Source organism: Wolbachia endosymbiont (group B) of Pammene fasciana (assembly GCF_947251495.1).
Lineage (GTDB): Bacteria > Pseudomonadota > Alphaproteobacteria > Rickettsiales > Anaplasmataceae > Wolbachia.
In genome coordinates, this window is sequence record NZ_OX366360.1 from 840,276 (window position 1) to 866,906 (window position 26,631).

Annotated in this window: 25 protein-coding genes, 2 tRNA genes, 2 rRNA genes and 1 pseudogene; 9 read left to right on the top strand and 21 right to left on the bottom strand. The window is 34.3% G+C overall.

Annotated features, from left to right (window positions below; genetic code table 11):
• Window positions 1-5 precede the first annotated feature (5 nt).
• The 12 genes from rpsC to carA form a co-directional block, all read right to left on the bottom strand.
• Window positions 6-626, bottom strand: coding sequence for a 30S ribosomal protein S3 (gene rpsC / locus OPR29_RS03940; protein WP_007302538.1), 621 nt, complete (start codon window positions 624-626; stop codon window positions 6-8).
• Window positions 627-665: 39 nt separating this feature from the next.
• Window positions 666-1,016, bottom strand: coding sequence for a 50S ribosomal protein L22 (gene rplV / locus OPR29_RS03945; RefSeq protein WP_007302537.1), 351 nt, complete (start codon window positions 1,014-1,016; stop codon window positions 666-668).
• A gap of 9 nt (window positions 1,017-1,025) precedes the next feature.
• On the bottom strand, window positions 1,026-1,310 hold the full coding sequence (gene rpsS / locus OPR29_RS03950) for a 30S ribosomal protein S19 (RefSeq protein ID WP_010404687.1): 285 nt from the start codon (window positions 1,308-1,310) through the stop codon (window positions 1,026-1,028).
• Window positions 1,311-1,313: 3 nt separating this feature from the next.
• Window positions 1,314-2,138, bottom strand: coding sequence for a 50S ribosomal protein L2 (rplB, locus tag OPR29_RS03955; RefSeq protein WP_052265061.1), 825 nt, complete (start codon window positions 2,136-2,138; stop codon window positions 1,314-1,316).
• Window position 2,139: 1 nt separating this feature from the next.
• Window positions 2,140-2,427, bottom strand: coding sequence for a 50S ribosomal protein L23 (locus OPR29_RS03960; protein WP_007302534.1), 288 nt, complete (start codon window positions 2,425-2,427; stop codon window positions 2,140-2,142).
• Window positions 2,424-3,038 (bottom strand): 50S ribosomal protein L4, encoded by a 615-nt coding sequence (gene rplD, locus OPR29_RS03965; protein WP_007302533.1) that lies wholly within the window; start codon window positions 3,036-3,038, stop codon window positions 2,424-2,426. Before rplD ends, OPR29_RS03960 begins: the two co-directional genes overlap by 4 nt.
• Before the next feature lie 2 nt (window positions 3,039-3,040).
• Window positions 3,041-3,763, bottom strand: a complete 723-nt coding sequence (rplC, locus tag OPR29_RS03970) for a 50S ribosomal protein L3 (protein ID WP_029237662.1) — start codon at window positions 3,761-3,763, stop codon at window positions 3,041-3,043.
• A gap of 9 nt (window positions 3,764-3,772) precedes the next feature.
• Window positions 3,773-4,093, bottom strand: coding sequence for a 30S ribosomal protein S10 (gene rpsJ / locus OPR29_RS03975; RefSeq protein ID WP_012482004.1), 321 nt, complete (start codon window positions 4,091-4,093; stop codon window positions 3,773-3,775).
• A 14-nt stretch (window positions 4,094-4,107) separates the two neighbouring features.
• Window positions 4,108-5,280, bottom strand: coding sequence for an elongation factor Tu (gene tuf, locus OPR29_RS03980; RefSeq protein WP_265025099.1), 1,173 nt, complete (start codon window positions 5,278-5,280; stop codon window positions 4,108-4,110).
• 79 nt (window positions 5,281-5,359) lie between these two features.
• Window positions 5,360-5,430 (bottom strand) — tRNA-Gly (locus OPR29_RS03985).
• A gap of 4 nt (window positions 5,431-5,434) precedes the next feature.
• Window positions 5,435-5,516, bottom strand: a tRNA-Tyr gene (locus OPR29_RS03990).
• Between the two features lie 109 nt (window positions 5,517-5,625).
• Window positions 5,626-6,714, bottom strand: coding sequence for a glutamine-hydrolyzing carbamoyl-phosphate synthase small subunit (carA, locus tag OPR29_RS03995; RefSeq protein ID WP_052265062.1), 1,089 nt, complete (start codon window positions 6,712-6,714; stop codon window positions 5,626-5,628).
• Between the two features lie 202 nt (window positions 6,715-6,916).
• Between carA and OPR29_RS04000 the strand changes: the two genes are divergently transcribed.
• Both OPR29_RS04000 and OPR29_RS04005 read left to right on the top strand, forming a co-directional pair.
• On the top strand, window positions 6,917-7,633 hold the full coding sequence (locus tag OPR29_RS04000) for an SDR family NAD(P)-dependent oxidoreductase (RefSeq protein ID WP_007302529.1): 717 nt from the start codon (window positions 6,917-6,919) through the stop codon (window positions 7,631-7,633).
• Window positions 7,634-7,765: 132 nt separating this feature from the next.
• A complete protein-coding gene (locus OPR29_RS04005) occupies window positions 7,766-8,233 on the top strand; it encodes a hypothetical protein (RefSeq protein ID WP_007302528.1) in 468 nt (155 codons plus the stop codon).
• A 774-nt stretch (window positions 8,234-9,007) separates the two neighbouring features.
• Here the strand turns inward: OPR29_RS04005 and fsa are convergent.
• Window positions 9,008-9,652, bottom strand: a complete 645-nt coding sequence (gene fsa / locus OPR29_RS04010; protein ID WP_007302527.1) for a fructose-6-phosphate aldolase — start codon at window positions 9,650-9,652, stop codon at window positions 9,008-9,010.
• Between the two features lie 409 nt (window positions 9,653-10,061).
• Here fsa and OPR29_RS04015 point away from each other — a divergent pair, with 409 nt between their 5' ends.
• Window positions 10,062-13,298, top strand: a complete 3,237-nt coding sequence (locus OPR29_RS04015; protein WP_265025100.1) for a coiled-coil domain-containing protein — start codon at window positions 10,062-10,064, stop codon at window positions 13,296-13,298.
• A 402-nt stretch (window positions 13,299-13,700) separates the two neighbouring features.
• Here OPR29_RS04015 and OPR29_RS04020 read toward each other — a convergent pair whose 3' ends face one another.
• The 3 genes from OPR29_RS04020 to pstC form a co-directional block, all read right to left on the bottom strand.
• Window positions 13,701-14,042 carry a hypothetical protein gene (locus OPR29_RS04020; RefSeq protein ID WP_019236916.1) on the bottom strand — a complete coding sequence of 114 codons (342 nt, stop codon included), beginning with the start codon at window positions 14,040-14,042 and terminating at the stop codon, window positions 13,701-13,703.
• Between the two features lie 5 nt (window positions 14,043-14,047).
• The gene (gene atpD, locus OPR29_RS04025; protein ID WP_026097268.1) at window positions 14,048-15,484 is read right to left on the bottom strand and encodes a F0F1 ATP synthase subunit beta; all 1,437 of its coding nucleotides are present in this window, start codon (window positions 15,482-15,484) and stop codon (window positions 14,048-14,050) included.
• A 96-nt stretch (window positions 15,485-15,580) separates the two neighbouring features.
• Window positions 15,581-16,669, bottom strand: a complete 1,089-nt coding sequence (gene pstC / locus OPR29_RS04030; RefSeq protein ID WP_012482001.1) for a phosphate ABC transporter permease subunit PstC — start codon at window positions 16,667-16,669, stop codon at window positions 15,581-15,583.
• Window positions 16,670-16,776: 107 nt separating this feature from the next.
• Here pstC and rpmH point away from each other — a divergent pair, with 107 nt between their 5' ends.
• From rpmH to OPR29_RS04045, 3 genes are read left to right on the top strand one after another with little or no spacing between them, the layout of a single operon-like run.
• Window positions 16,777-16,911: a 50S ribosomal protein L34 gene (rpmH, locus tag OPR29_RS04035; protein ID WP_080600798.1), complete on the top strand. Its 135-nt coding sequence runs from the start codon at window positions 16,777-16,779 to the stop codon at window positions 16,909-16,911.
• Window positions 16,895-17,272, top strand: coding sequence for a ribonuclease P protein component (gene rnpA, locus OPR29_RS04040; RefSeq protein ID WP_081439702.1), 378 nt, complete (start codon window positions 16,895-16,897; stop codon window positions 17,270-17,272). The genes rpmH and rnpA overlap by 17 nt, the downstream gene beginning before the upstream one ends.
• Before the next feature lie 60 nt (window positions 17,273-17,332).
• Window positions 17,333-17,554: a hypothetical protein gene (locus OPR29_RS04045; protein WP_254229952.1), complete on the top strand. Its 222-nt coding sequence runs from the start codon at window positions 17,333-17,335 to the stop codon at window positions 17,552-17,554.
• Here the strand turns inward: OPR29_RS04045 and OPR29_RS04050 are convergent.
• The 3 genes and pseudogenes from OPR29_RS04050 to OPR29_RS04060 form a co-directional block, all read right to left on the bottom strand.
• Window positions 17,533-18,390, bottom strand: a pseudogene (locus tag OPR29_RS04050) (IS66 family transposase); the annotation flags it as partial. The gene OPR29_RS04045 and the pseudogene OPR29_RS04050 sit on opposite strands and share 22 nt — an antisense overlap.
• A gap of 191 nt (window positions 18,391-18,581) precedes the next feature.
• Window positions 18,582-18,688, bottom strand: a 5S ribosomal RNA gene (gene rrf, locus OPR29_RS04055).
• A 67-nt stretch (window positions 18,689-18,755) separates the two neighbouring features.
• Window positions 18,756-21,519 (bottom strand): 23S ribosomal RNA (locus tag OPR29_RS04060).
• Window positions 21,520-21,850: 331 nt separating this feature from the next.
• On the opposite strand from OPR29_RS04060, the gene OPR29_RS04065 reads away from it, so the two are divergent.
• From OPR29_RS04065 to ruvX, 3 genes are read left to right on the top strand one after another with little or no spacing between them, the layout of a single operon-like run.
• Window positions 21,851-22,921, top strand: coding sequence for a methyltransferase domain-containing protein (locus tag OPR29_RS04065; RefSeq protein ID WP_007302520.1), 1,071 nt, complete (start codon window positions 21,851-21,853; stop codon window positions 22,919-22,921).
• 48 nt (window positions 22,922-22,969) lie between these two features.
• Complete coding sequence (locus tag OPR29_RS04070) at window positions 22,970-24,754, top strand: ribonucleoside-diphosphate reductase subunit alpha (protein WP_007302519.1); 1,785 nt, start codon at window positions 22,970-22,972, stop codon at window positions 24,752-24,754.
• Between the two features lie 57 nt (window positions 24,755-24,811).
• Window positions 24,812-25,279: a Holliday junction resolvase RuvX gene (gene ruvX / locus OPR29_RS04075; RefSeq protein ID WP_143689150.1), complete on the top strand. Its 468-nt coding sequence runs from the start codon at window positions 24,812-24,814 to the stop codon at window positions 25,277-25,279.
• A gap of 25 nt (window positions 25,280-25,304) precedes the next feature.
• Here ruvX and ruvC read toward each other — a convergent pair whose 3' ends face one another.
• Window positions 25,305-25,793, bottom strand: a complete 489-nt coding sequence (gene ruvC, locus OPR29_RS04080; RefSeq protein WP_019236913.1) for a crossover junction endodeoxyribonuclease RuvC — start codon at window positions 25,791-25,793, stop codon at window positions 25,305-25,307.
• Window positions 25,794-26,621, bottom strand: a complete 828-nt coding sequence (locus tag OPR29_RS04085; protein WP_019236912.1) for a cytochrome c oxidase subunit 3 — start codon at window positions 26,619-26,621, stop codon at window positions 25,794-25,796.
• Window positions 26,622-26,631: the final 10 nt, after the last annotated feature.

Consider the following 26,631-nt stretch of genomic DNA (forward strand, 5'->3'; position numbering starts at 1 on the left):
ATACCTTAACTACCAACATAAACCCAAACTTTAACTCCTATAATACCACATATAGTCTTCGCTTCACAAAAAGCATAATCTATATTAGCACGCAAAGTGTGTAAAGGCAAACGACCTTCTTTGTACCATTCAGTACGAGCTATTTCAGCTCCGCCAAGACGCCCAGAGCAACTTACTTTAATACCCTCAGCACCCATCTTCAAACAATTTTGAATAGCTTTTTTCATCGCTCTTCTACATGAAATCCTTTTTTCTAGCTGATGTGTAATACTCCTTGATATTAAAACTGCATCTATTTCAGACTTTTTAACTCCTACTACATTCACTTCAACACTACTTTCTACTTTTTTAGCTATTTTTTGCTTTATCTTCTCAACATCCAAACCTTTCTTACCTATTATAACCCCAGGTTTAGAAGAATGTATTATTACAGACACTAAAGTAACTGTACGCTCTACAGTTACTTTAGAAATACCAGCATGCTTAAAGGATTCATTTATATAACTGCGAATAAATAGATCTTGATGCAATTTCTGTTTATAATCGTCCGTAGCACACCAAACAGAATCCCAGGTATTACTATTTATTTGCAATCTAAATACTTTAGGATTAACCTTCTGTCCCATATTTTTACACTTTCCTTATTAATTTTCCATTTCTATAAATCATACAATTTCTTTCAATTTTATAGTAATATTACTATAAAATTTGCTCATTCTATTAGCCCTACCCATAGCTTTTGGATATACTCTACGCAAAGTAAGTGACTTACCTATTAAAATTTCCTTTATATATAAATTATCAACGTTCAATCCATAATTATTTTGAGCATTAGCAATTGCAGAATTCAACACCTTCATTATAAAACCGGCAGCCTTTTTTTCACAAAATCTTAATTGTACATTAGCAAAAGAAACTTTTTTATTACGTACTAAATCAGCAACCAAATTTAATTTGCGAGGAGTTGATCTTAAAACCTTAGAACCAGCCTCAACTATTATATCCCTATTTTTCATATCAATTGCCTACCTTCTTGTTGCCTTTTTATCACCACCATGCCCAGTAAATTTACGAGTAGGTGAAAATTCACCGAATTTATGACCTATCATATTCTGATTATCAACACTAACAGGAATGTAATCTTTACCATTATAAACAGCAAATTTTAAACCCAAACAATTAGGAAGAATTACAGAAGCCCTGGAATGAATTTTTATCACCTTATTAATAGAACCCTCTTTTAAAGCTCTCTGAACTAATCTTAGTACAGATGGGTGTAAAAAAGGTGGTTTCCATACAGATCTACTCATAAATTAACCTTTCAATTTTTTTATATACTTATCACTAGATTTATTTTTTTTCCTAGTTTTTTTTCCTTTTGTTGCAACACCCCAAGGAGTAACAGGATGACGACCGCCAGAAGTTTTTCCCTCTCCACCTCCATGAGGATGGTCAACCGGATTCATTGCAACTCCACGTACAGCAGGTCTAATCCCAAGCCACCTACTTCTCCCAGCTTTACCCAACTTTCTATTCTTATGGTCAGGGTTAGATACTACACCAATAGTAGCCTTGCAAGAAGATAAAATCAACCTAATTTGACCAGACCTGAGTCGTAATAAAACATATTGGCCATCACGACCAACGATTTGTGCATAACAACCAGCAGCTCTAGCAATCGCAGCACCATTACCTGGCTTCAGCTCAACATTATGAACGAAAGAACCAACAGGTATATGCTTGAGTAGTAAACAATTCCCTGGCAAAATATCAGCATCATCTCCAGCTGTCACAACATCACCAGGCTTCATACCTTGAGGAGCTAATATATAAGATTTAGTATCATCTTCCTTATATGATATTAATGCTAAAAACCCACTTCTATTTGGATCATACTCTATTTTCTCAACTATACCCTGATCACTTCTATTACGTTTAAAATCTATAACTCTATACTTCTTCTTGTGACCACCACCCCTGTGACGAGTTGTAATTCTACCATGATTATTTCTTCCACCACTGGATTTCTTGCCAAATACAAGAGACTTCTCCGGCTTATCTTTTGATAAACCAATTTTACTTATTAATATAGTCCCACGAGAAGACGGAGTAACAGGATTAAAAAATTTCATACCCATATTAAACGCTCATTATATCTAATTTTTGACCATCCATCAAAGAAAAATAAACCTTTTTTCTCTGTTTTTTACAACCAACCACACCCCTGAAACGTCTATATTTAGGTTTAACTCTAATAACATTTATAGAAGAAATTCTGACATTAAATAAAGACTCTATTGCCGATTTTATTTGACGCTTATTTACATTTACAAAAACATACAAAGAGTATTTATTAAACTTCTCTCTTAAAAGAGAAGCCTTTTCTGTGATTACAGGAGATTTTATTATATTATTATATTTAATCATAACAATCTACCTTCAAGATGCTTTAAAGTGTCTTTTGTTAACATCACGCATTCATGATTCAATATATCAAAAACATTTAACCCAATAGGTTTGATTAAATCTACATAATGCAAATTTTTAGCAGCACGTAACAAATCATCTCCATAATCACCAACTATTAAAAAAGAAGAAAATTTAAAATTTTTAATATATTCACACATTTTAGATGTTTTCTTCACATCAACATTTAAACTATCAAGAACAACAACTTGATTATTTAAATATTTTAGAGATAAAGCAATTTTCAAACCAAATTTACGTACTTTTTTATTAAGAGAATAAGCATGACTCCTCACAACAGGACCAAAAATAATTCCACCACCTCTAAACTGAGGAGATCGCAAGCTCCCCTGTCTCGCCCTACCGGTACGTTTTTGACCATACGGCTTAGCTGTTGTACCAGAAACATCACTGATACCCTTTGTTTTATGAGCACCAACTCTTCTCTTTGCTAATTGCCATCTCACTATATCATGCAAAATACTCAATTTTTGCTTGGCAGAAAATATCAAGGGATTAAGCTCAACACTACCTACATTATTATTAGATAGATCAACTAATTCACATTCCATAACTAACTCACCAAATTATTAGCATCATCACTCATATTCAACAGCAGACCTGCTGGAAAAGGAACATCTTTATGTAAAGGCTTTTTAACTGCATCTCTCACAAAAACATAAGAGTTTTTAAACCCAGGAACATTATTACCCTTTACAGCAATTATGCTATTTTCATAATCAATGGATAATATTTTCATATTCTGTACAGTCACTCTGCTATTACCTAAATGACCAGCCATTTTCTTCCCCTTGAATACTCTACCAGGATCTTGACATTGACCAGTAGAACCTTGTGATCTATGAGCAATAGAAACGCCATGAGATGCCCTAAGCCCACTGAAGTTATGCCGCTTCATCACACCAGCAAACCCTTTGCCTAAAGAATAACCCGTAATGTCAAGATATTGACCAACTACAAAATGATTAACCCCCACCTTTTTACCACATTCTATTCCGAATAGATCAGTTAATCTACTTTCGTATAATTTACATTTACTATTTATACCCTTTTTCTTTAAATATTCCAACTGAGGTTTTGCTATTTTTTTTAAATCCCCTGTGCCTAAAATGACTGAATTGTAGCCACATTTATCTTGTCCTTTTATATCGATAATATAAGTTTCGCTGAGATGCAATAAGGTTACAGCCATGCGACTATTATCAAAATACATAGCAGTATGGCCAACATTGGTCATTAACAAACCAATTCTCCTAAGCGAATTTATTCTCTTCATTTCCTTTTCCTAAATATTGACTTCCTTAACCTTTAAATCCACTTCTACACCAGCAGAAAAAGATAAATCTGCAAGCATCTTCATCATAGTAGAAGTAGGATTATGTACAATAATTAACCGCTTAGAAATTCTCATTTCAAATTGCTCACGAGATTTTTTATCAACATGAGGAGACCTATTAACAGTAAATTTAGAATCTTTTCTTGGCAACGCAATCGGACCAGATAAATCTGCATTAAACTGCTTTAATTGATCAATAAACTCGCGAATACACTTTTCCAACAAAGAACAATCGAAAGCTTTGATTCTAATATATATATCTTGCTTCATCTTAGTTATTATACTCATTCTAAAATTTCCGAAACAACGCCAGAACCAACAGTTCTACCACCTTCTCTTATCGCAAAACGTAATCCTTTATCCATTGCTATTGGTACTTGCAACTCCACTTCTATACTTACATTGTCCCCTGGCATTACCATCTCCTTTCCATCTAGCAATTTTATGCTCCCAGTTACATCCGTTGTCCTTAAATAAAACTGTGGCTGATAATTTCCAAAAAATGGTGTATGCCTTCCTCCTTCTTCTTTCTTCAATATATACACCTCCGCATTAAATTTCTTATGCGGGGTTATTGTCCCTGGTTTTGCCAATACTTGCCCTCTCTCCACTTCTTCTCTCTTTGTTCCTCTTAGTAGTATTCCTACATTGAGTCCTGCACTTCCCTTATCTAGCAACTTCTTAAACATCTCAACACCAGTACATATCGTCTTTTGCGTCGCTTTCAGACCTATTATCTCTATCTCATCCCCTGTCTTTATCTCCCCCTTCTCTATTCTTCCTGTTACTACCGTCCCTCGGCCCGATATTGAAAATACATCTTCTATTGGCAACAAAAACGGCAAATCTATAGGCCTTGGAGGTACTGCCACATACTCATCTAACTTCTCCATCAATTCATCTATTGATTTCTTTCCATACTCACTACTATCATCCTCTAATGCTTTTAACGCAGACCCAACTATCATAGGCACTTCATCACCTGGAAATCCATACTTACTCAGCAACTCTCTCACTTCCATCTCTACCAAATCTATCATATCAGCATCAGCAACATCAGCTTTATTTATATATACCACGATATATCCAACACCCACCTGTTTTGCCAGCAATATATGCTCTCTCGTTTGTGGCATCGGCCCATCAACCCCTGACACTACCAATATCGCTGCATCCATCTGTGCTGCACCTACTATCATATTCTTTACATAATCAGCATGTCCAGGGCAATCAACGTGTGCATAGTGTCTCTTTTCTGTTTGATATTCAACATGCGCTGTTGCTATTGTTATACCTCTCTTTCTTTCTTCTGGCGCTTTATCTATTTGATCATATGCTACAAAATTACCATAATGCTTTGTTATCGCCGCTGTTAACGTTGTCTTCCCATGATCCACATGTCCTATCGTTCCCACGTTTACATGCGGCTTTCCAAATGCTTCTACTATCGCTGTCATAATTTTAACTCTTCTACCTAAAATATAAATACATCAACAAATAATATGTTGATTTTATATAAATACAACAAAAATAAAGAGCGGATAGTGGGAATCGAACCCACGTCACTAGCTTGGAAGGCTAGAGCTCTACCATTGAGCTATACCCGCACAATGGAGGAGGTAGGATTCGAACCTACGTACGCAATGCGGACAGATTTACAGTCTGTTACCTTTAACCACTCGGTCACTCCTCCACAAAAATCTGTTAAGAGAACACTACCTTAACTTAAGTTTTATTATTCCTAATATTAAACATCCAAATCCAAAAGATCAAGTAATAAAAGCTAATCTAACTGATTTCAGTTAGATTTTACTTTTATATAACAAAATATTGTCAATAAAACGCCCAAATAAGTAATGTGAATCATGTGTACCTGGCGCTTCTTCTGGATGGTATTGAGTAGAAAAGACTGGGTAATCCTTCATCATTATCCCCTCTACACTATTATCAAATAGAGAAATATGAGTAACTTCAACGTTACTTGGAAGAGAAGCTGAATCAACAACAAAACCATGATTTTGGCTAGTTATCTCAACTTTTTTACTCTCCAGATCATAAACTGGATGATTACTCCCTCGATGACCAATATCCATCTTGACAGTCTTTGCTCCCAAAGTAACTGCAAGTAATTGATGGCCCAGGCATATGCCAAAAACTGGTATTTTAGATTTCACAATAATTTCTATTTCTGAAGTTACACTCTCTCCTATCTCTTGTGGATCACCAGGGCCATTTGAAAGCACTATACCATCTGGATTCATGCTTAATATTTTGTGAGCAAAACCTGTATCTGGTTTGACTAATTCAACCGTACAATCAAGTTCTACTAAGCGTGAGATTATACTATTTTTTACACCGAAATCAACAATTACAACCCTATATTTTGCATTAAGAACGCTTTGAAAGTTATTACTTAAACTGACTTTCTTAGTTATTTCTATTCCATTTACAGATTTGTATTTCTTCAATTCATCTAATATATGTACCTCACTTGACGGACATATCATTCCATTTTGAGATCCATGTTTTCTCAAATATCTCGTCAAAGCTCTAGTATCAATTCCCGATATCCCAACTACATTATTTTTCTCCAACCAATCATTTAAACTAATATATGAAGAAGAGTGAGACATAGGAGAAAGTTCACGCATAACCACACCACTTGCAAAAACTTTTTCTCCTTCATTATCTTTGTGATTTATTCCAACATTACCAATATGAGGAAAAGTGAACGCTATTATTTGATCAGCAAAAGAAGGATCTGTTATAGTATGCTGATAACCTGTCATACCAGTGGTAAAACAAACTTCACCTATACATTTGCCTCTTTTACCTACCGATTTTCCCAAAAAGTACTTGCCATCTTGTAAAACTAAAGCTGCATCCTGCATTTAATTCTCTCAACTCATTTAAGATATTATATAAGAATTTTAAATTACAAGTAAGCAAATACTAAATTTCCCTTTAAGTTTATATAAAATTCAAAATTATAAGTAGCTTTCTTTTTTTATTATTTAGGAAAATTATAGCAAACTTAACTTGTGTGAATAGGCAATAGTCATTACATTCATACTTCATGTTATATAAATTCACATGGATAGAAAAACTTGTCTCATTACAGGAGCATCATCTGGCATTGGAGAAAGTCTAGCACGGTTGCTCATTAAAGATCGATGGTTTGTGGTTGGCATTGCAAGGCGCACTGAAAAACTGGAAAAATTAAAAGAAGAATTAGGTAGTAATTTTTTACCTATAACATGTGATGTAAGCAAAAGTGAAAATATTAAAAACTCGTCTGATTTTTTAAAAAAGCAAAATATTATACCAAATCTCTTTTTTCTTAATGCAGGATGTGGCGAAATAGAAGATAAGTTTCATACCAACATTCATAGAAAAACATTTGAAACCAATTATTTTGGCGTTATCAACTGGATTGAAGAATGGATTCATCATAATTCCTTGGCAACTTTTGCGGTTATATCTTCTCTTGTTGCTATGCATGCAACACCACATGCTTCTGCATACTGTGCCAGCAAAGCAGCACTAAAAAGTTGTTTTCAATCACTAAAAATCCAATATTCTAACAGTAGCACAAAGTTTATCACCATAATGCCAGGGCCAGTAAAAACAGATATGTTTAAGTCTAATAAACCACTTCCCTTCATATGGGAGCCAGAAAAAGCTGCAGCATATATTTTAAAAAGTATATTTAAAGGAAAGAAAGTTATAGCGTTTCCAATTTTCTGGCGGTTATTTTTTCATATTTTACAAATTCTTCCCACTAAAATGACTGCAAGAATCTTACGATAATCACCAAATCTACCATCTTGTAAAGCTAAAGCTCTTCAAAACTCAATCGCAAGCTTCTCCACACAAAAACATCTTGACTATCGCATGTTTCATATTATATGAATAAACTGTTAATGAAAGTGGAGGGTTGCAATGCCTAATAATACAGATCAGTCTAAAAAAATAAATGAGAAATGGTTATTTATAGGAGGTGCTTCACTGTTTCTTGTAATAATGCTACCATCAATTTTTCTCTTAGCAAAAATAGCTATGATGTTTGTTATAATCTCAACTACAGCAATAGCAATAAAAATTGCCTCAAAAGCAATATCAAACGTTTTAGAGGATAAAGAGAATCAATCAACACAAAATAAAATTATAAACCTAGCTATTGGAGCAGTGTCCATACTTGCAGGTGGGCTATCATTACTTATTACAGCAAAAGTTGGTTTCATCGCAATATGTTCAACTATAGCTATTTTAGCTCTGTATGAATATATTAAAGATGAAAAAATAGGTAAGGATATAAATGATAAATTCGATGAAATAGCTAATAATACAACTGAGTTTTGCGTCAACAGCATTGAAAAACTTATTCCATCACAAAGTTGTGAAGTGTAATCTTTTGTTTATAAATTTTTAGATGCATGGCTAACGTATAAACACTGAAATCAGCACTTCCTTTCTTGTTATACTAGTAATGGCTTCCATCATCAAAAATGTTGTATTACTTTTATACTCGCAAATCTAACTGGATTCCAATGCTGGAATAACATTACCTTGAATGGAAATCGGTGCGTGATGTACATCTGTATAGAGATTAAATATGTCATTCAGTTTGTTATCATTCTAGTACTGCCATTCTATAGGTAACAGCTGTACCTGGAGCTCCTCTCTTGTCATTCCAGCACTGGAATCCAGAAAACTTAATTTCAAACCAGTACTTTCCCTCTTTTCATCCCAATTTCCAAAATGTTACTCCAGTACTGAAATCCAGCTTTTTTATAACTATCGAAAACACTGTATTACTTTACAAATTTAACTAGATATAATTACTGGCATGGCACGTTCGTAAAATTACGATAAAAAATTACTTGACAAACTCTAATAGTTTTGTTACCATGCACAGTGAAGGTGTTCTAGAGCTCGGAATCTATCTTCGTCTGCAGACTTTTCAATTCAATTAATCTATAATCTTCAGTTAAAATATATTTTAGCTATACTTCGGTCGTAGCTGTATACATTTTTCTCAATCTTTTTTATTAGTGGAGGACTATCATGTTTAAAACACTGAATTACGCATATCATTGACCTACATGTCTTTAAAGGACAGATGGTACCTATGTCCTTTTTATATAAATTATTGTGTTTTTATGTCTTTTTTAGCAATGTCATTTATTGTTTTACGCCCCAGTCTTTTTCAAATATTGCGAGCCCTTGATCAGTAAGTGGATGATTAATTAACTGTCTAAGTATTTTTGCTGGCACAGTAATTGAATGAGCACCAAGCCGTGCAGCTTCTATTACATGTGCTGGACTTCTTACTGATGCAACAAGAACTTTTGTCTTAAAATTATAATTAGAATATATAGTGCATATATCTTCTATTAGCGATAAGCCATCATAGCTTATATCATCAAGGCGACCAACAAAGGGAGAAATAAAACAAGCACCGGCCTTAGCGGCAAACAGTGCTTGTCCAGGAGAAAAACATAATGTAATGTTAGCAGGTATTTTATGTTCTGTCCACAACTTTTTACAAGAAATTAATCCTTCATGTGTAAGAGGTAACTTTACTACGATATTACTAGCGATTTTCGCTAACTTAAGGCCTTCCTTAACCATATCTTCATGGCTATCTGCAACAACTTCAACACTAACAGGTCCTTTTATAATAGAACATATTTCGCTTACTAAATCTTCGTACTTATCTTTATGTCCAGATTTTGCTATTAAAGAAGGATTAGTTGTTATACCATCAATGAACTCTTTTAGCTCCTTAATTTCATTCAAATCAACACTATCAAGAAAAATTTCCATATTATTGTCCTATTAAAAACCTATTTTTACAAAATATTGTCATCTTTGAAAAGTATTAAATAAAATCGGATTTTTAACTCAACTCAATTTTCAGTCCGTTAGGAAAGAAAATATTGCACTGAGACACAGTATAGCGCTTTCCTTAATTGGTTGCATTTTATTAACAAAATTAGCATAACCAATTTCTGAAGTTTACTAGCTTTACGTTCAATAGAAATTCTTGCATAGCCTAAAACTTAGTGCTACTATTAGTATAGTAACACAAATAGATAGTGGGGAACAATAAACAAAATGACTAAGATCTAGTTTAACGCTCGCAATTAAATTCAACTAAAAAGGTTAATACAAAAGGAGTTAATCACTCCCAAAGTAAATATATTATCAAAACAATAGTAATAGGGGGTATACTATGTCAACAAATTTCCTGACATTGAAAAACATATTAGCAGAACTGAAAAGAAAAAATAGCATTACTGTTTTAGAAGAATACTATCAGGACAAATGGGAGATTTATGACTTGCTCATGGATTTGACAAATGATGAAAATTTTAAGCAAGCATATATAGATCTATCTTTCAACAAGAGCTTTAAAAAAAACTTTATAGAATTAGCAAATCAGGCAAAAAAAGCTGTAAGTAAGTATTTTAGAGACAAAGACATAGACCTTCGAGCTTTTTATGTAGAAACTAACAATTCTGATAAAGTGTTAAACATTAATCTTATTAATTACAATAGAAGTGAGCCAATAAGAATTAGTGATATCTTACAGCAAGAAAGGGATATTAGCACATTGAATATTTATTGCAATAAAAAGCATGACATATACGCTTACCGAAAAGGTAAGGAAAGACATTATGAATTTAAAGAGGGTGCATATTATGAAATGACAAGCACTTGGCCTGTGCAGGACAAGGATGGGAAAACTTTTACCTGTACTATGGTTATGAATGTAAGTAATTCTGGTATAACTAAAGTACTACAGTTTAATGGTAAAGATTTTGAATCGCCACCTGAGGAGTTTTGGGAATTAATAAGACAAAATGAGGAATTATATATTCAAGACCTCTCTCTACATGATGCTGTAAAAGCATTATTGAAAAAGAACAAAAATGCTAACATTGCACCGGCTGTTAGTAATCTGCAAAATAACGAACATATCGTAATCAATCAAGACGAAAAGATGAAAGATCTTGAAAATGATGCTAAAAGCAATCCTATTCTTTCTTTCACTAGCAACAATGTATCAGAGGTTAATCCACAGCAGATTGCAACTCAGGCAATTGCAACTCAAACAGAAGTTAATTCACAGCACACTGAAACTCAAACAGAGGTCTCTGTGCAACACGTTAAGACTCAAACAGAAATTGGCTCTCAACAGACTGAAACTCAGACAAAAGTTGATTTACAAGAGGTTGCAATTCAAACAGGAATTAGTTTACAGCACACTGAAACTCAAACGAAAATTGGCTCTCAACAGGCTGAAATTCAAAGTTTACAAGAAGTTGCAACTCAAACAGAAGTTAATTTACAGCACACTGAAACTCAAACAGAGGTCTCTGTGCAACACGTTAAGACTCAAACAGGAATTGGCTCTCAAGAAACTGAAACTCAGACAGAAGTTAATTTGCAAGAAGCTGCAGCGCAAACAGAAGTTAACTCACAACAACTAGATCAAAAGCTTACAAAAGCTGAACAAGAAATTAGAGAATTAAATGAGCAGAGGAACGAATTACGATATAGGTTCGACAAGGCTGAACAAGAACTTGAAGAGTTAGAAAAGCACAATAGTGACTTACAGAATGAACTTGGAGAAGAAAAGCAAGAAATTAGAGAATTAAACGAGCAAAAGAATAAATTACAATATAGGCTCGATGAGGCTGAGCAAGAAATTAGAGAGTTAAATCAGCAGAGAAACAACTTACAATGTAGACTCGAAGATGCTGAGCAAAAATTTGAAGAGTTAAAAAAGCATAATAGTGATTTACAGAATAAACTTGGAGAAGAAAAGCAAAAAAATGCAAAATTACAAACTGAACTGACACAAAAAGATGAAAAACTAGCAAATATGTCAACAGAGCTGCAAGAAAGAGCGCAAGAACTTGAAGGTGCATATGAAGAAAAGAAAGACCTGAAGAAAAAGCTGGAAGTTGCCAATGTAAAAAATAAGAAACTGGAAGATACATTGCAGATAGAGAGCGAGCAAGCAGAACGTATAATGATCGAAGAGAATGAGCGCTTAACGAATTTAAAATATAGGCTCGACAAGGCTGAGCAAGAATTTGAAAAGCATAATAGTGATTTACAGAATGAACTTGGAGAGGAAAAGCAAAAAAATGCAAAATTGCAAGCTGAACTGACACAAAAAAATGAAAAGCTAGCAAATATGTCAACAGAGCTGGAAGAAAGAGCGCAAAAACTTGAGAGTGTGTATGAAGAAGAAAAAGAAGATCTAAAGAAGAGGCTGGAAGTTGCTAATGCAGAAAAAGAAGAGTTGACAAGTGAGGTAAGAAAATTGCAAGAGGAATTAGACCAGCTGTTAAGTAATTGCATAATAAAGCAAAAAAAATCAGAACAGGAACTCATGGAGGCTAAGCAAGAAATTGAAGAATTAGAGAAGTGCAATAGTGATTTACAGAATAAACTTGAAGAAGAAAAGCAAAAAAAAAACGTAAAATTGCAAATTGGACTAACACAAAAAGATGAGAAGCTAGAAAATATATCAACAGAGCTGCAAGAGAAAATACAAGAACTTGAAAGTGCACATGAAGGAAAGAAAGATCTAGAGAAAAAGTTAACAATTGCTAATGCAAAAAATGAAAAACTGGAAGATAAATTGAAACAGTTTAAAAAAGCGGAAGAGGAAGCAGGAGATATATTAGATGAAAATTGGAAAGATATACAGAATTTAAAATCTACAATTCAATGCTTAGATTATAAGTACAACACAAATCTGGAATCTTATAAACAAGAGGTAGATCAGCTAAAGTGGAAATATGAAGAGTTAAAGAACGAGGTAGAGCTTAAAAATAAGCAGATTAAGAGTCAAGAAGAACAGTTACGGCAGGATGAACGTTTAACGAATTTAAAACCTCAAATGCAAAATTTGCAAAGTGAGCATAACGCACATTTAGAATCTGATGAACAAGAGGTAAGTGAGCTAGAGTGGGATGAAAAGTGGGATTTTAAATCGTCAGAGGGAGAGCTAGAGACTAAAGATGAGCAAATTGAGAGGCAAAGAGAACAGTTACGGCAGGAGATGGAAGAAGAAATAATGGATCAATACCGTTCATTTATAGAACCAAAGTTTGAAGAGTATGAGAATGAGATTGAAATATTGAAAGAAAAGATTAAAGATATGGAAATTGAAAGAATAACGGGAGAAAGAGAAGAGCTAAACGGTAAAGAGCAACATCTAAATAACCAAGTAGAAATGTTAAGTACAGAGATTTCTCAACAGGAACCTTTGAACAATCGTGCAAAAATATCTGATCAGCTTGTAGGGGAAGTTGATAATGCAGAAAGAAAATCTAGATCTTCAAGCTCTGATAGTGCATTTTATAGTGATGATGATTGTTGTAATTCACTTCTAGACTTCATCAGCAGTCCCTCAAAGGTGTGTAGCCAAAGTCAGCACGGAAGTGTTTAATAAACATACTTATTTAGATGCATGTAAAATCAGTGCTTTTTTTCCTGTCATTCAACTCTTGTCATTCCAGTGCGTGACACTGGATAAAAACATTTGTGAATTACGCAATGGACAACAAATTCTAGGAACATATGTTAAAATAATATCCACGATTAAAATAAGATAGATCCCAGTGTCACGCACTGGGATGACACTATTTTTTGTACTTTTACCTTCAAAGCTGCAACTTTTGCACAATTGTAGTCTTGACCATACGATCCTAGTTGTAAAAATTTCTAGATTTCAGTGTCTGAGCACTGGGATGATATCCTTCTAATGTTCGTACAGTTGTGTGTCAGCTACTTGAACGACAAACATTGAGATGACAAGAGTAAACCCATTTCTTGAACAAAAAAAGAGCCCCTAAAGAGATTTGACATCAAGATAACTTAAATATATACCAACTCTCTTATTTTTTAATGATTCCTCATCATGAGTCAAATGATCAAAAACCTGAATTTGATTTGTTACAATGTTACAATTATTATTTGCAACCTCCAATATACCATTATCAATTACAATTTTTTCCTTTGTCTGGTTACTCATTTGAGCAGTAATTATACCAGGCAATAAATAAATTAAATAAGGGGAATGGTAGGCTAAAATCATCAATTCCCCTTTAAGCCCGTTCACTGAAAGAGAAACTACTTCATCGAATGAAATTCGATTATCAGGAGAAAAAAATTGCACCTTAAAAGTGTTCATAATCTTTAATGTCCGGCTCCAACTTCAGCTTTTATTGATTCAGCCTTTTCTATTGCTTCACTTATACTTCCCACCATATAAAAAGCAGCTTCTGGCAGATGATCATATTTACCTTCAATAATTCCTTTAAAACTAGAAATAGTATCAGAAAGTGAAACAAATTTGCCAGACATGCCAGTAAATACCTCCGCAACATGAAAAGGTTGAGAAAGAAACTTCTGAATTTTACGAGCTCTATCAACAATAATTTTATCTTCATCAGATAGTTCATCCATACCAAGTATTGCGATAATATCTTGCAGCGACTTATAAGTTTGCAATATACGTTTCACCTCAGAAGCCACATTATAATGTTCTTCACCAATGATTTCAGCAGATAAAGACTGAGAAGTTGAGTCAAGTGGATCAACAGCAGGATATATACCCATTTCAGCTATCTGCCTTGACAACACTGTGGTTGCATCAAGATGAGAGAATGTCGTTGCTGGAGCTGGATCGGTCAAATCGTCTGCAGGAACATATATAGCCTGTACAGAAGTAATAGAACCAGCAGTAGTTGAGGCTATTCTCTCTTGCATAGCGCCCATATCAGTCGCAAGAGTTGGCTGATAACCAACAGCCGACGGTATTCTTCCAAGCAAAGCAGAAATTTCAGAGCCAGCTTGAGTAAAACGGAAGATATTATCTACAAAAAATAGAACATCTTGATTTTCATGATCACGAAAATACTCCGCCATAGTTAGTGCTGTTAAAGCAACCCTAGCCCTTGCTCCAGGAGGTTCATTCATTTGACCATAAACCAAAACGGCTTGAGATTTTTCGTGCTCACTTATATCTATTACATTCGAAGTAATCATCTCGTTATAAAGATCATTACCTTCACGCGTTCTCTCTCCTACTCCAGCAAACACAGAAAATCCTTTATGAGCTTTTGCTATGTTGTTAATCAGCTCCATTATCAGAACTGTTTTACCAACACCAGCTCCACCAAATAAGCCAATTTTTCCTCCTTTAAGATAAGGAGCAAGAAGATCTATAACCTTTATTCCTGTAACTAAAACTTCTTCCTGTATCTTCTGCTCAGTAAAGCTTGGAGGTGATCTATGTATAGGTTCTAAATCATACTTTCCTTTTAGCGGACCACACTCATCTATAAGCTCCCCTACAACATTAAAAATCCTTCCTAAAGTTGAGCGTCCAACCGGAACTGATATTGGTGCACCTGTATCAACAAACTCATCACCTCTTGACATACCATCTGTGCTATCCATAGCAATGCAACGAACTATATTGTCACCTATATGCTGTGAAACCTCTAAAACTAGCTCCTTGCCCTTATATTTTAGTTTGCTTTTTAAAGCATTAAATATCTTAGGCAACCCGTCTTCAAATTTTAAATCAACAACTGCTTGAGTTATTTTAACTACTTTACCTGTACTCATCTCTTTCATCACCTAACACTACAATTCTATAAAAGAACTTCTAAAGAAAATAAATCTTATATTATTAACAGAAATTTTGCAATATTAAAACACTTACTAGTTACGTTTCATTATAAACAATGCAAATGCATTCAATAGCCAAGTAATAACAAACAGCACCAAACTAAGCGCATAAGCAGCAAGAGTTTGCACACTATTGAAATCCTGATCTCCGGTAAGTAATGTAGCAATTTGTACAGTGATAGTAGTAACTGAATTGAGAGGATTAAAGGTCAAATTTGCATTGATTCCCACAGCCATTAGTACAATCATTGTTTCACCTATTACTCTTGAAATTGATAATAAAATTGCACTTAAAATTGTAGGCATTGCATAAGGTATTGTTATATGCCATATAGTTTCCGCTGGTGTTGCGCCAAGCGCCATAAAACCATAACGTAAACTTTTTGGAACAGATCTTATAGCATCTTCAAGCAAAGAAATAATAAAAGGAAGAATCATTACCCCGATCGATAAACCAGCAATCAAAGCACTTTCTGAGTGTATACTTAAATTAAAAAAATTTGCTACCTGCTTTATAAAAAAAGACAAAAATATAACTGAGAAGTATCCATATACAACAGTAGGAATAGCAGACAAAACCTGTAAGGCTGTATTAATAACATAACGCACTTTTTCACTCGCATACTCACTAATATATATTGCAGAAAATAAACCAAGCGGCACCGCAACTAACATTGCTACAATAGTTATAAGTAATGTCCCCACTAAAAGTGGCGCTATACCAAAACACCCCACCTCTCCTTCACCAATAATAGCTACATTATGCTTCCATTTTAAGCAAAATAAGAATTCTGAAATAGCTACTTTATTAAAAAAAGAAATGGACTGAACAAAAATAGATAGCATTATAAATAAAGTGATAAAAAGTGATATTGCTAAAGCCATAAATAACAAAAATTTTACCATCTTATTTCTTTTACCTTTAAGGATAAAAATCAGCATAAAAAAAAGTAACGCTATAGAAATAGAAGTTATAAAATAACCATCATAGAATGCTAACAAACAAGGTAGCATCCACATACAACTCAAATATATATAAGACTTAACTTTACTTACTGCTTGAAACTTACTCAAACAAAATAAAAGGACTAGTAAAACAAGTACGCCTATAATTAAATTCATTTTTCCATATATCAAATTTTATTCAACAAGAATGCCACAGAAGTTGACCATTATTTGACAATAGAGCAAAATAGTTTAAAATAAATAGTCATATTAATATAAAAACAATGAAAAGAACATTTCAACCAAAAAATTTTAAAAAAAAGCACAAACATGGATTTCGTTCACGTATGTCAACAAAAGCTGGAAGAAAAATTCTTAATAAGCGTCGCTCATTAGGGTGTAATAAATTATGCGCATAGTAAGCATAAAAAAAAAGAGTTTTCCTTTGCTTTTAAAAACAGATTAGCATCTTACAGTCTTTTTTATCGAGGGGTATATATATCACTATATGCTATAAAAGAAAGAGAACCTGAAAAGTATATTCATGTTATTAGAGTAGGTCTGGCTATCAGTAAAAAAGTCGGAAAAGCAGCAAAAAGAAATAAAATAAAAAGGCAATTACGAATGCTAGCTAAAGTTAGCATTTCTAATATAAGTAATGTAGGATACTATTACATAATACTAACCCATCAAAACATTATGCAAGCAGGCTATAAAAATTTACAAAAAGACCTCAATATTTGCTTAAAGAAAGATAAAATAAGAAGGAATTTTCACTAAAGTATTTACAGCTATATTTTTTATGATAAGATAAGTGAGGTTTTTAAAATAAATTAATAGATGTGGGTGCTTGAGGTAGAAAGTATAAAAAAACAAGATAAAAAGCTCGATACAAATAATGCTGAAGAGAGTTTTTATGAATATAGAAAGTCTAGCTATCGTACACAATGGGGAATGGCATTTGAACAAAGCCAATATTTAGAACAAAATAAAGATCATCCTAGAGGGAAATTGCTAAATTTTAATATAGAAGCAACTCATTACAATAAGAGAATAGTTTGATAAAAGTACCCGTTCAGGGAAGTGGTTGAAGAAACGATAGGTAGGGGATTGTATAGTTCTCTTTGCTTCCATGTTAAGTATAATGAAATTATCCTTTCAAGTTCCTAGCTCTGATTACGTAAAATATGAGCTTTTACAGTAAACGATATAATGCCTAATTTGCTGTTCAGCGTGATAGTGGAATACTTTCTGGTTTACTTAAAAAATTTCACATCATTCTTTCAGATTTTAAAATATTTTTCGCAACTTGAGAAGCTCCAGTTGCTTCAGATAGGTAGCTTCAAGTAATACCTTATACGTTTTGCAACTTTCTTACACTTCTGTTTCATTTTTTAATAAAGCTTTTTTTAGCATAAATAATTCAGTGGATGCGTTTTTTAAGTAACAGCCCAGAATTTTAACTTCAATAGTCCAGCTATGTTTCAAAGTACCTTTCAGCGACTATTACGATTGCAACATACACTGTCTTTTAAATCTTCTTTCCCTTTAAAACTTGCAGTATTGCTTCAGCACTAACCAAGTTTACCTTTATTATAACACGTTGATGCGCAAAACCTCACTTTTCTTATTCGATTTGCTCATACACCTTTTTGCATTTGAGGGAATTCTATATTCACTATTTGATACGCTTTCAATTCACATTAAAAACATCACTTATAATTTTCACGTTTTGAATTTTTATAAGATCCACTGAGTGCTACAATTATCACCTAACTATTGGACCAAATGTATCTGCTTTTTGGTAGTTTGCTACTTCTTCTTTCTCCTCATCTCCAACAACTTAATTAATATTCAATTATATAAAGTTTGATTTTCGGAAGATCAATTGTTTGATGATTTGTTAAATGTTGCTATCTCTCCTCCTAATTTGGAAATAAGTGACAAATTCTACTTTTAAATTTTCTACTTTTATCTTAAAGTTTTCGCAGAGTTCTAAAAGATCAGTTATATTACCTCACAGCTACTCTATGTTTACCTTGTTTCATCGCTCTACTGAAAAGATATAAATAAGAAGAAATTTTTATAAACTTGGCAACGACCTACTTTCCCTTTTTAAGTATCATCGGCGCTAAAAAGTTTCACTTCCGAGTTCGAAATGAGATCGGGTGGTTCATTTTTGCTATAGCCACCAAGTCAACAAAAATTTCTGACTTAATAAATTTTAATTTAATATTTAACACTGCATATGCACATATAGAAAGCAAATAAATCAATCAGGCTATTAGTACCAGTTAGCTTCACATGTTACCATGCTTCTACACCTAGCCTATCAACGTGGTAGTCTCCCACGGCCTTAATTGGGAAATTTTTTTGAAGAGGGTTTCTTGCTTATATGCTTTCAGCAATTATCCCATCTATACATAGCTACCCAGCGATGCTATTGGCATAACAGCTGGTACACCAGAGGTATATACATCTCGGTCCTCTCGTACTAGAGTCAGATCTTCTCAAATTTCCTTCACCCACGGCAGATAGAAACCGAACTGTCTCACGACGTTCTAAACCCAACTCACGTAACACTTTAATCGGCGAACAGCCGAACCCTTGGGACCTTCTCCAGCCCCAGGATGTGATGAGTCGACATCGAGGTGCCAAACGGTGTCGTCGATATGAACTCTCGAACACCATCAGCCTGTTATCCCCGGCGTACCTTTTATCCGTTGAGCGATAACCCTTCCATACAGAATTACCGGATCACTATGACCGACTTTCGTCTCTGCTTGGCTTGTCAGCCTCGCAGTCAGGCAAGCTTATGCCATTGTACTATCAAGCTGATTTCCGACCAGCTCTAGCTTACCTTCGCACGCCTCCGTTACTTTTTAGGAGGCGACCGCCCCAGTCAAACTACCCACCATACAATGTCCTAGTTCCAGATAATGAAACATAGTTAGATATCAAAAGTGTAAAGGGTGGTATCTCAAGGTTAACTCCATTATAGCTAGCGCCATAACTTCAAAGTCTCCCACCTATCCTGCACATCACACTTTTAATAGCAATGTAAAGCTATAGTAAAGGTGCACGGGGTCTCTTCGTCTAACCGCGGGTACCCCGCATCTGCACGGGGAATTCAATTTCGCTGAAGTGATGTTGGAGACAGTGGAGAAATCGTTACGCCATTCGTGCGGGTCGGAACTTACCCGACAAGGAATTTCGCTACCTTAGGACCGTCAGTGTTACGGCCGCCGTTTACTGGGGCTTCAATTCAGAGCTTGCACCCCTCCTATTAACCTTCCAGCACCGGGCAGGCGTCAGACCCTATACTTCCACTTACGTGTTTGCAGAGTCCTGTGTTTTTAGTAAACAGTCGCTACTCCCTATTTTGTGCCACCTACTTATAGTTGCCTAAAAGCAGGTTACCCTTCTTCCGAAGTTACAGGTATAATTTGCCGAGTTCCTTCAACATCATTCTTTCAACACCTTAGTATACTCTACTCATCCACCAGTGTCGGTTTACGGTACGGCCTCATAAATATAAGTGCTATTTCCTGGAGCTTCTTTTAAGCGTAGATCAATCCAATCAGACCTATACAAATACAAAACCCGTCACACTTAAGAGGTTTAGGAATATTAACCTAATTGCCATCGACTACTCCTTTACGGACTCGCCTTAGGAACCGACTAACCCTACGTAGATTAACTTAACGTAGGAACCCTTAGATTTTTGGTGAGAGTGTTTTTCACACTCTTTTACGCTACTTATGTCAGCATTCTCACTTCCGATATCTCCAGCAGTTTTTACAAACCACCTTCACAGACTTACGGAACGCTCCGCTACCGCACCTATTAATCGAAATCAATAAGCACCCACACCTTCGGTATACAGCTTTAGCCCCGGTACATTTTCGGCGCAGAAAAACTTATTTAGACAAGTGAGCTGTTACGCTTTCTTTAAAGGATGGCTGCTTCCAAGCCAACCTCCTAGCTGTAATGGTTTTTCTACTTCCTTTCCCACTTAGCTGTAATTTTGGGACCTTAGATAGTGATCTGGGCTGTTTCCCTTTCCACCACGGACTTAGCACCCATAGTGTGTCTGCTGTATAATTAATTATTGGTATTCGGAGTTTGGTTAGATTTGGTAAGATGATGAATCCCCCTAGTCTATCCAGTGCTCTACCCCCAACAACATAAATACAACGCTCTACCTAAATAGATTTCGCGGAGAACCAGCTATTTCCAAGTTTGATTGGCCTTTCACCCCTAATCACAACTCATCCAATAATGTTGCAACATTAACTGGTTCGATCCTTCAGTATGTTTTACCATACCTTCAATCTGGTCATGACTAGATCACTTGGTTTCGGGTCTAATCCATAAAACTAAACGCCCTATTCAGACTTGCTTTCGCTACGCCTACACCTATCGGCTTAAGCTTGCTTCATAGATTAACTCGCTGACCCATTATGCAAAAGGTACGCTGTCACTCTAAATATCAATAAATTGATATAGAGCTCCAACTGTTTGTAAGCACTTGATTTCAGATTCTATTTCACTCCCCTCCCGGGGTTCTTTTCACCTTTCCCTCACGGTACTTGTTCACTATCGGTCGTTAAGGAGTATTTAGGCTTGGAGGATGGTCCCCCCATATTCAAACAGGATTTCACGTGCCCCGCTCTACTCAAGGATTTAAAAACTTTCTATTTGTACAGGACTATCACCTTCTATGGTTACCATTTCCAGAGTATTCTAATTCTTATTTTAAATCACTAGCCTTTTCCGCTTTCGCTCGTCACTACTAACAGAATCTCGGTTGATTTCTTTTCCTTTGGCTACTTAGATATTTCAGTTCACCAAGTTTGCTTTATATACTTAGTATATAATAACTAGCTAAGCTAGTTGGGTTTCCCCATTCGGAAATCTGCGGATCAAAATTTGTTGACAATTTCCCGCAGCTTATCGCAGCCTGCCACGTCCTTCATCGCCTCTTAACGCCAAGGCATCCATCAAGTGCTCTTAATAATTTATTTATCTGACTATATGTAGAATATGCAGAGTTAAATATTAACTTACAATTGAATTGAGATTAAATAATCTCTACCATAAAACTTTTCAAACATCTAAAAACTAATCTTTTATATGTTACAATCTGATAAATCATATGTCAACGCCTTTTTACACAAAACATTTACCTATTATTATCAACAACAATATACCAGCAATCTTAAACATTATAATCTAAGAAATATTTGACAAATTGATATGTACAGAAAAATTAATGAAAAAGATATTTTGTAAGATAAAATGTGTTAAAATTAGTTACCTAAAAATGAAAATGAACATTTGGAGTATTTCTAATGTATGAAAAGTAATCTATCTTTTATAAAAAACTTTGCTTTAAATTGTATATCCAAGCTCACTGGCTTATTAAATAGTAAAAAAGTAAAAAATTTCATTATGGATAAATACAGTACTCTCCATAAAGAAATTGTAGTGTTTCTTGAAAAATCTAAAAACCTGTTAAATACCAACACTGAAATCGGGTTATATCACTTCTATAAAGGTAATATATCAGATGCAAAGTTAAGATTTTGGTTAATTAGCATATTCTACCCTAATTTACCTCTAGTCTGGTATAATATCGGAAGATGTCATTTTGCAGTAGGCAATACTAACAAAGCTTATAATTATTTAACAAAAACCCTAAAATTAGATAGTAGTCATAAAGAAGCTTCTTACTATATAAAGAAAATAACAAACACATCAGATATTGTGGAATTGCCTGAAAATCTCATAAAGCAATATTTTGATTACACAGGTGAATATTTTGTTGAGCATTGGCTAATTGCCAAACAATACAGAGGGCATGAACTAGTACACATGATAATTACAAAAGTCTTTAACAACTCCACTTCTAAACTGAATATACTCGACCTTGGTTGCGGTACTGGAATATGTGGTCACTTCCTAAAAATAAGTAATATTAGAAGTCGCATAACAGGAGTTGACATCTCAAATAGAATGCTCAATATTGCAAGAGGATGCCTTATAAAAGGTAAACCTGTTTACGATGAGTTAATACATACAGAAATGAAAGAGTTTCTTAAACAAGAGAAGAACCAGCAGTATGATGTAATTATCTTTGCTGAAGTGCTACACTATCTACATGATTTTCTAGCAGAATTGGAACTAGCAAAAGGATTGACAAACAAAAAAGGGGTTATTGTATGTTTAGTAAGAAGAAAGGAAGGTAAAGGTATTGACTTTGTAAACAAAGGAGATTATTTTCGTCACTCAGAAGATTATATTCAGCATGTTGCAAAAGAAACAAATATGCAAATAAGTCAAATGAGTTACTGTAAAATATATGGCAGCCAAGTTGATGGTATCTTGTTTGCATTACAGTATCCACAAAAAAATTTAACAACTTAATCGAGAAATCGCTCAAATAAATGTCTATATTATCATAAAGGGAGTCTTATGAATTACATTGCTATTAACTACGCAAAGGATAGTAAATTAACTGATTTTGGAAAAGCAGTTCTATTGGACAGGTATTTAATAGAAAATGAAAGTTATCAAGATCTCTTTATACGTATTGCCAATTACTACTCTGATAATAAAGAGCATGCACAGCGTCTTTATGATTACATGAGCAATTTATGGTTCATGCCTTCAACTCCAATACTTAGTAATGGTGGTACCAAGAGAGGATTGCCTATTTCCTGCTTTCTTAACGAAACTGAAGATAGCTTGCAGGGAATAGTTGATTTATGGAATGAAAATGTTTGGCTCGCTGCACGTGGTGGTGGAATAGGTAGTTATTGGGGAAATTTACGTTCAATTGGTGAAAGTGTCAAAGGTAGCGGTAAAACATCAGGAATTGTGCCATTTATCGTAGTACAAAATGCTCTGACGCTTGCAATCAGCCAAGGATCCTTAAGAAGAGGAAGCTCAGCAGTTTATCTTCCTGTATGGCATCCAGAAATAGAAGAGTTTCTAGATTTACGTAAGCCAACTGGTGGTGACCCAAATCGCAAAGCATTAAATATACATCATGCTGTAATAGTAACAGATAAGTTTATGCAAGCTGTTGAAGATGATCAAGAATGGGATTTAATAAGCCCTCATAACAATAAAGTTATTTCAACAGTAAAAGCACGGGATATATGGATTAAAATATTAACAGCAAGAGTTGAAACTGGAGAACCTTACATTATTTTCCTTGATGCAACAAATAACAATAAGCCAGAATCTTACAAAAAACTCAACTTAGACATCAAAATGTCAAACCTATGCAGTGAAATAACTTTAACTACAGGTTACGATCACCTGAAAAAGTCACGCACTGCTGTATGTTGTTTATCATCCGTAAATCTTGAATACTACGAAGAATGGAAAGATAATGAGCTTTTCATAGAAGATATAATGCGTTTTCTTGATAATGTATTAGAGGATTTCATAAACCAAGCACCAAATGAAATACAGCGAGCAAAATATTCCGCAATAAGAGAGCGTAGTATCGGTCTTGGCGTGATGGGTTTTCATTCATTTTTACAAAGTAAAATGGTTCCTTTTGAATCAGTAACAGCCCAACAATGGAATAAAAAAGTATTTAAGCATTTGCGCGAGCAAGCAGATGTAGTTTCTAAAAAATTAGCAGAAGAAAAAGGGCCATGTCTTGATGCTAAAGAAATCGATCTAATGGAAAGGTTTACACATAAGCTCGCTATTGCTCCAACTGCCTCAATTTCGATTATCGCAGGCAACACTTCCCCTGGAATAGAGCCATATGCAGCAAACGTATTTATACAGAAGACACTTACAGGTTCATTTGTAGTACGAAATAAATTCTTGCAAAAACTACTAGCAGAAAAAAATCAAGACAATGATGAAATATGGTCCTCAATTTCAACAAATGAGGGTTCTGTTCAGCATTTAGATTTTCTTAGCAAGCATGAAAAACTGACATTTAAAACAGCATACGAACTTGATCAACAATGGATCATAGAACATGCAAGTGATAGAACTCCTTATATTTGTCAATCTCAATCAGTAAATCTGTTCTTACCTGCCAATGTGCATAAACGTTACTTACACAAAATACATATGCTTGCTTGGAAAAAAGGATTAAAAAGCTTGTATTATTGCAGATCACAATCAATGCAGAGAGCTGACAAGGTCTCACATGACATATTCAAAAAAAGTGAAATATTGCAACAAAAAACAGATATTAATTATGATGAATGTCTATCATGCCAGTAGACTGTACATAACTTACTGTCACAAAAATACAATTGTACAAAAGTTATGTTTTCATAGATGCTACATAGAAATCCAGATGAATTTCTAAAGTCTATTCCAAGAGATAAACGTATAATGTGCCTTGATATGGGAGAAAAACAAATAGGCATAGCATTTAGTGATAAAACACAGCTTATAGCTACAGCTCATAGTATATATTATAGAAGAAATATGAGCAAAGATTTAGGTTATCTAAATAGAGTGCTTAAAGAAAATGAAGCTGGATCAATGGTAATAGGACTACCATTCAAAATAGATGACCAAGAGACTGAATGGTGTAAAGCAATAATCCAGTTTGCAAATAAAATAATAAAAAAATGTAAAGTACACATATACCTACAAGACGAAAGTCTATCAACATCTCTTGCAACTCACGCACTAAAAATTACTGGAATATCAATCACAAAATCAAAAAAAATAGATGATAAAATTGCTGCATGTATTATTCTGCAACGAACGTTAGATAAGATAAATACCATCAAATAGTTTTTTCAACTGAATTCATGTAAAACTATTCAATAAAACAAGAACTTCTCGTATAAGCATGACAAATTGCTGTAGCAAGAGCATCAGCAGTATGATGACATTTTATATTTAAGTTTTTAACTATTTGCTTCACCATAAATATAATCTGATCCTTATCAGCATGACCATTTCCAGTAATGCTCTTTTTTATATAGTTTGCATCATATTCATTCATGGGTAAATCCGTCATTCGTAATATTAAAATTGCAATCGCTCTTGCATATCCTAAAGTTAGCGAAGATTTTGGGTTCTTATTAACAAAAATTTTCTCTACTGCAGCTTCATTTGGAGAGTATAGAGAAATTACTTTCTTTAATTCTTCAAAAATTATATGTAAACGCTCACCTGTACCCAACTTACTATCAGTTGATATGGCACCACCACCCAAAAATTCAATACTATTTTTTTCTTCCAGATTGATAATTGCCCAACCAGTTTTGCTTATTCCTGGATCTAGACCTATTATCTTAATCACTTAATAAATGCTGAGCCAATAAACAAACAAAAATAAAAATATCCAAACTACATCAACGAAGTGCCAATACCAAGAAGCAAACTCAAAACATAAATGATCTTGAGGTGTAATCTGATTTTTTCGAGCTCTAAATAAACATACTGACAAGAATATTATCCCTATTATAACATGTACACAATGAAAACCAGTAATCATGTAAAAGTTGGATGTATAGATAAGTTTCTCTCCCGCTTCTTGTAGAGAAAAACTTGCTTCATAATACTCAATTGCTTGCACTATTATAAAGAACATCCCAAGCAATATAGTTATAGACAGCATTTTAATCATGCTCTTTTGATCATTTTCAAGTAAAAAATGATGTGCTGAAGTAATCGTTGTACCAGAAAGTAATAATATTAGTGTATTCATAAATGGTAACGACCACGGATCCGGTGGTAAAATCCCTTCAGGGGGCCATTCAACTTTTTTTGTAGGAGAAAACGCTTCAAATAAAAAAACCGGATCAAGCCAGGCTTTAAAGAATGAACAAAAGAACGCTATAAAAAACACAACTTCCGAGAGGATAAATAAGTACATTGCAAGCTTGAGTCCATGTTTTACAATGGCAGTATGGCATTTATCATAAATTGCTTCTCTTATTACATCTCTCCACCAATAAAACAGCACTCCTGATACCGCAGAGATTCCCAAAACTAAACCAAATATTCCAGAAATTTGTTTATGGAGTGTACCAACTAATCCAAGTGCAAGAACAAGAATTGCTGCTGATATAGCAATTGGCCAGGGACTTGGGTCCACTAAATGAAAATCATGTTCTTTACTTTTCATATCACCTTCA

Excerpts from the sequence above, each read along its gene's own strand:
- rpsC (WP_007302538.1), bottom strand. The coding sequence starts at position 626 with ATGGGACAGAAGGTTAATCCTAAAGTATTTAGATTGCAAATAAATAGT.
- rplV (WP_007302537.1), bottom strand. The coding sequence starts at position 1,016 with ATGAAAAATAGGGATATAATAGTTGAGGCTGGTTCTAAGGTTTTAAGA.
- rpsS (WP_010404687.1), bottom strand. The coding sequence starts at position 1,310 with ATGAGTAGATCTGTATGGAAACCACCTTTTTTACACCCATCTGTACTA.
- rplB (WP_052265061.1), bottom strand. The coding sequence starts at position 2,138 with ATGGGTATGAAATTTTTTAATCCTGTTACTCCGTCTTCTCGTGGGACT.
- OPR29_RS03960 (WP_007302534.1), bottom strand. The coding sequence starts at position 2,427 with ATGATTAAATATAATAATATAATAAAATCTCCTGTAATCACAGAAAAG.
- rplD (WP_007302533.1), bottom strand. The coding sequence starts at position 3,038 with ATGGAATGTGAATTAGTTGATCTATCTAATAATAATGTAGGTAGTGTT.
- rplC (WP_029237662.1), bottom strand. The coding sequence starts at position 3,763 with ATGAAGAGAATAAATTCGCTTAGGAGAATTGGTTTGTTAATGACCAAT.
- rpsJ (WP_012482004.1), bottom strand. The coding sequence starts at position 4,093 with ATGAAGCAAGATATATATATTAGAATCAAAGCTTTCGATTGTTCTTTG.
- tuf (WP_265025099.1), bottom strand. The coding sequence starts at position 5,280 with ATGACAGCGATAGTAGAAGCATTTGGAAAGCCGCATGTAAACGTGGGA.
- carA (WP_052265062.1), bottom strand. The coding sequence starts at position 6,714 with ATGCAGGATGCAGCTTTAGTTTTACAAGATGGCAAGTACTTTTTGGGA.
- OPR29_RS04000 (WP_007302529.1), top strand. The coding sequence starts at position 6,917 with ATGGATAGAAAAACTTGTCTCATTACAGGAGCATCATCTGGCATTGGA.
- OPR29_RS04005 (WP_007302528.1), top strand. The coding sequence starts at position 7,766 with ATGCCTAATAATACAGATCAGTCTAAAAAAATAAATGAGAAATGGTTA.
- fsa (WP_007302527.1), bottom strand. The coding sequence starts at position 9,652 with ATGGAAATTTTTCTTGATAGTGTTGATTTGAATGAAATTAAGGAGCTA.
- OPR29_RS04015 (WP_265025100.1), top strand. The coding sequence starts at position 10,062 with ATGTCAACAAATTTCCTGACATTGAAAAACATATTAGCAGAACTGAAA.
- OPR29_RS04020 (WP_019236916.1), bottom strand. The coding sequence starts at position 14,042 with ATGAACACTTTTAAGGTGCAATTTTTTTCTCCTGATAATCGAATTTCA.
- atpD (WP_026097268.1), bottom strand. The coding sequence starts at position 15,484 with ATGAGTACAGGTAAAGTAGTTAAAATAACTCAAGCAGTTGTTGATTTA.
- pstC (WP_012482001.1), bottom strand. The coding sequence starts at position 16,669 with ATGAATTTAATTATAGGCGTACTTGTTTTACTAGTCCTTTTATTTTGT.
- rpmH (WP_080600798.1), top strand. The coding sequence starts at position 16,777 with ATGAAAAGAACATTTCAACCAAAAAATTTTAAAAAAAAGCACAAACAT.
- OPR29_RS04045 (WP_254229952.1), top strand. The coding sequence starts at position 17,333 with ATGTGGGTGCTTGAGGTAGAAAGTATAAAAAAACAAGATAAAAAGCTC.
- OPR29_RS04065 (WP_007302520.1), top strand. The coding sequence starts at position 21,851 with ATGAAAAGTAATCTATCTTTTATAAAAAACTTTGCTTTAAATTGTATA.
- OPR29_RS04070 (WP_007302519.1), top strand. The coding sequence starts at position 22,970 with ATGAATTACATTGCTATTAACTACGCAAAGGATAGTAAATTAACTGAT.
- ruvX (WP_143689150.1), top strand. The coding sequence starts at position 24,812 with ATGCTACATAGAAATCCAGATGAATTTCTAAAGTCTATTCCAAGAGAT.
- OPR29_RS04085 (WP_019236912.1), bottom strand. The coding sequence starts at position 26,621 with ATGAAAAGTAAAGAACATGATTTTCATTTAGTGGACCCAAGTCCCTGG.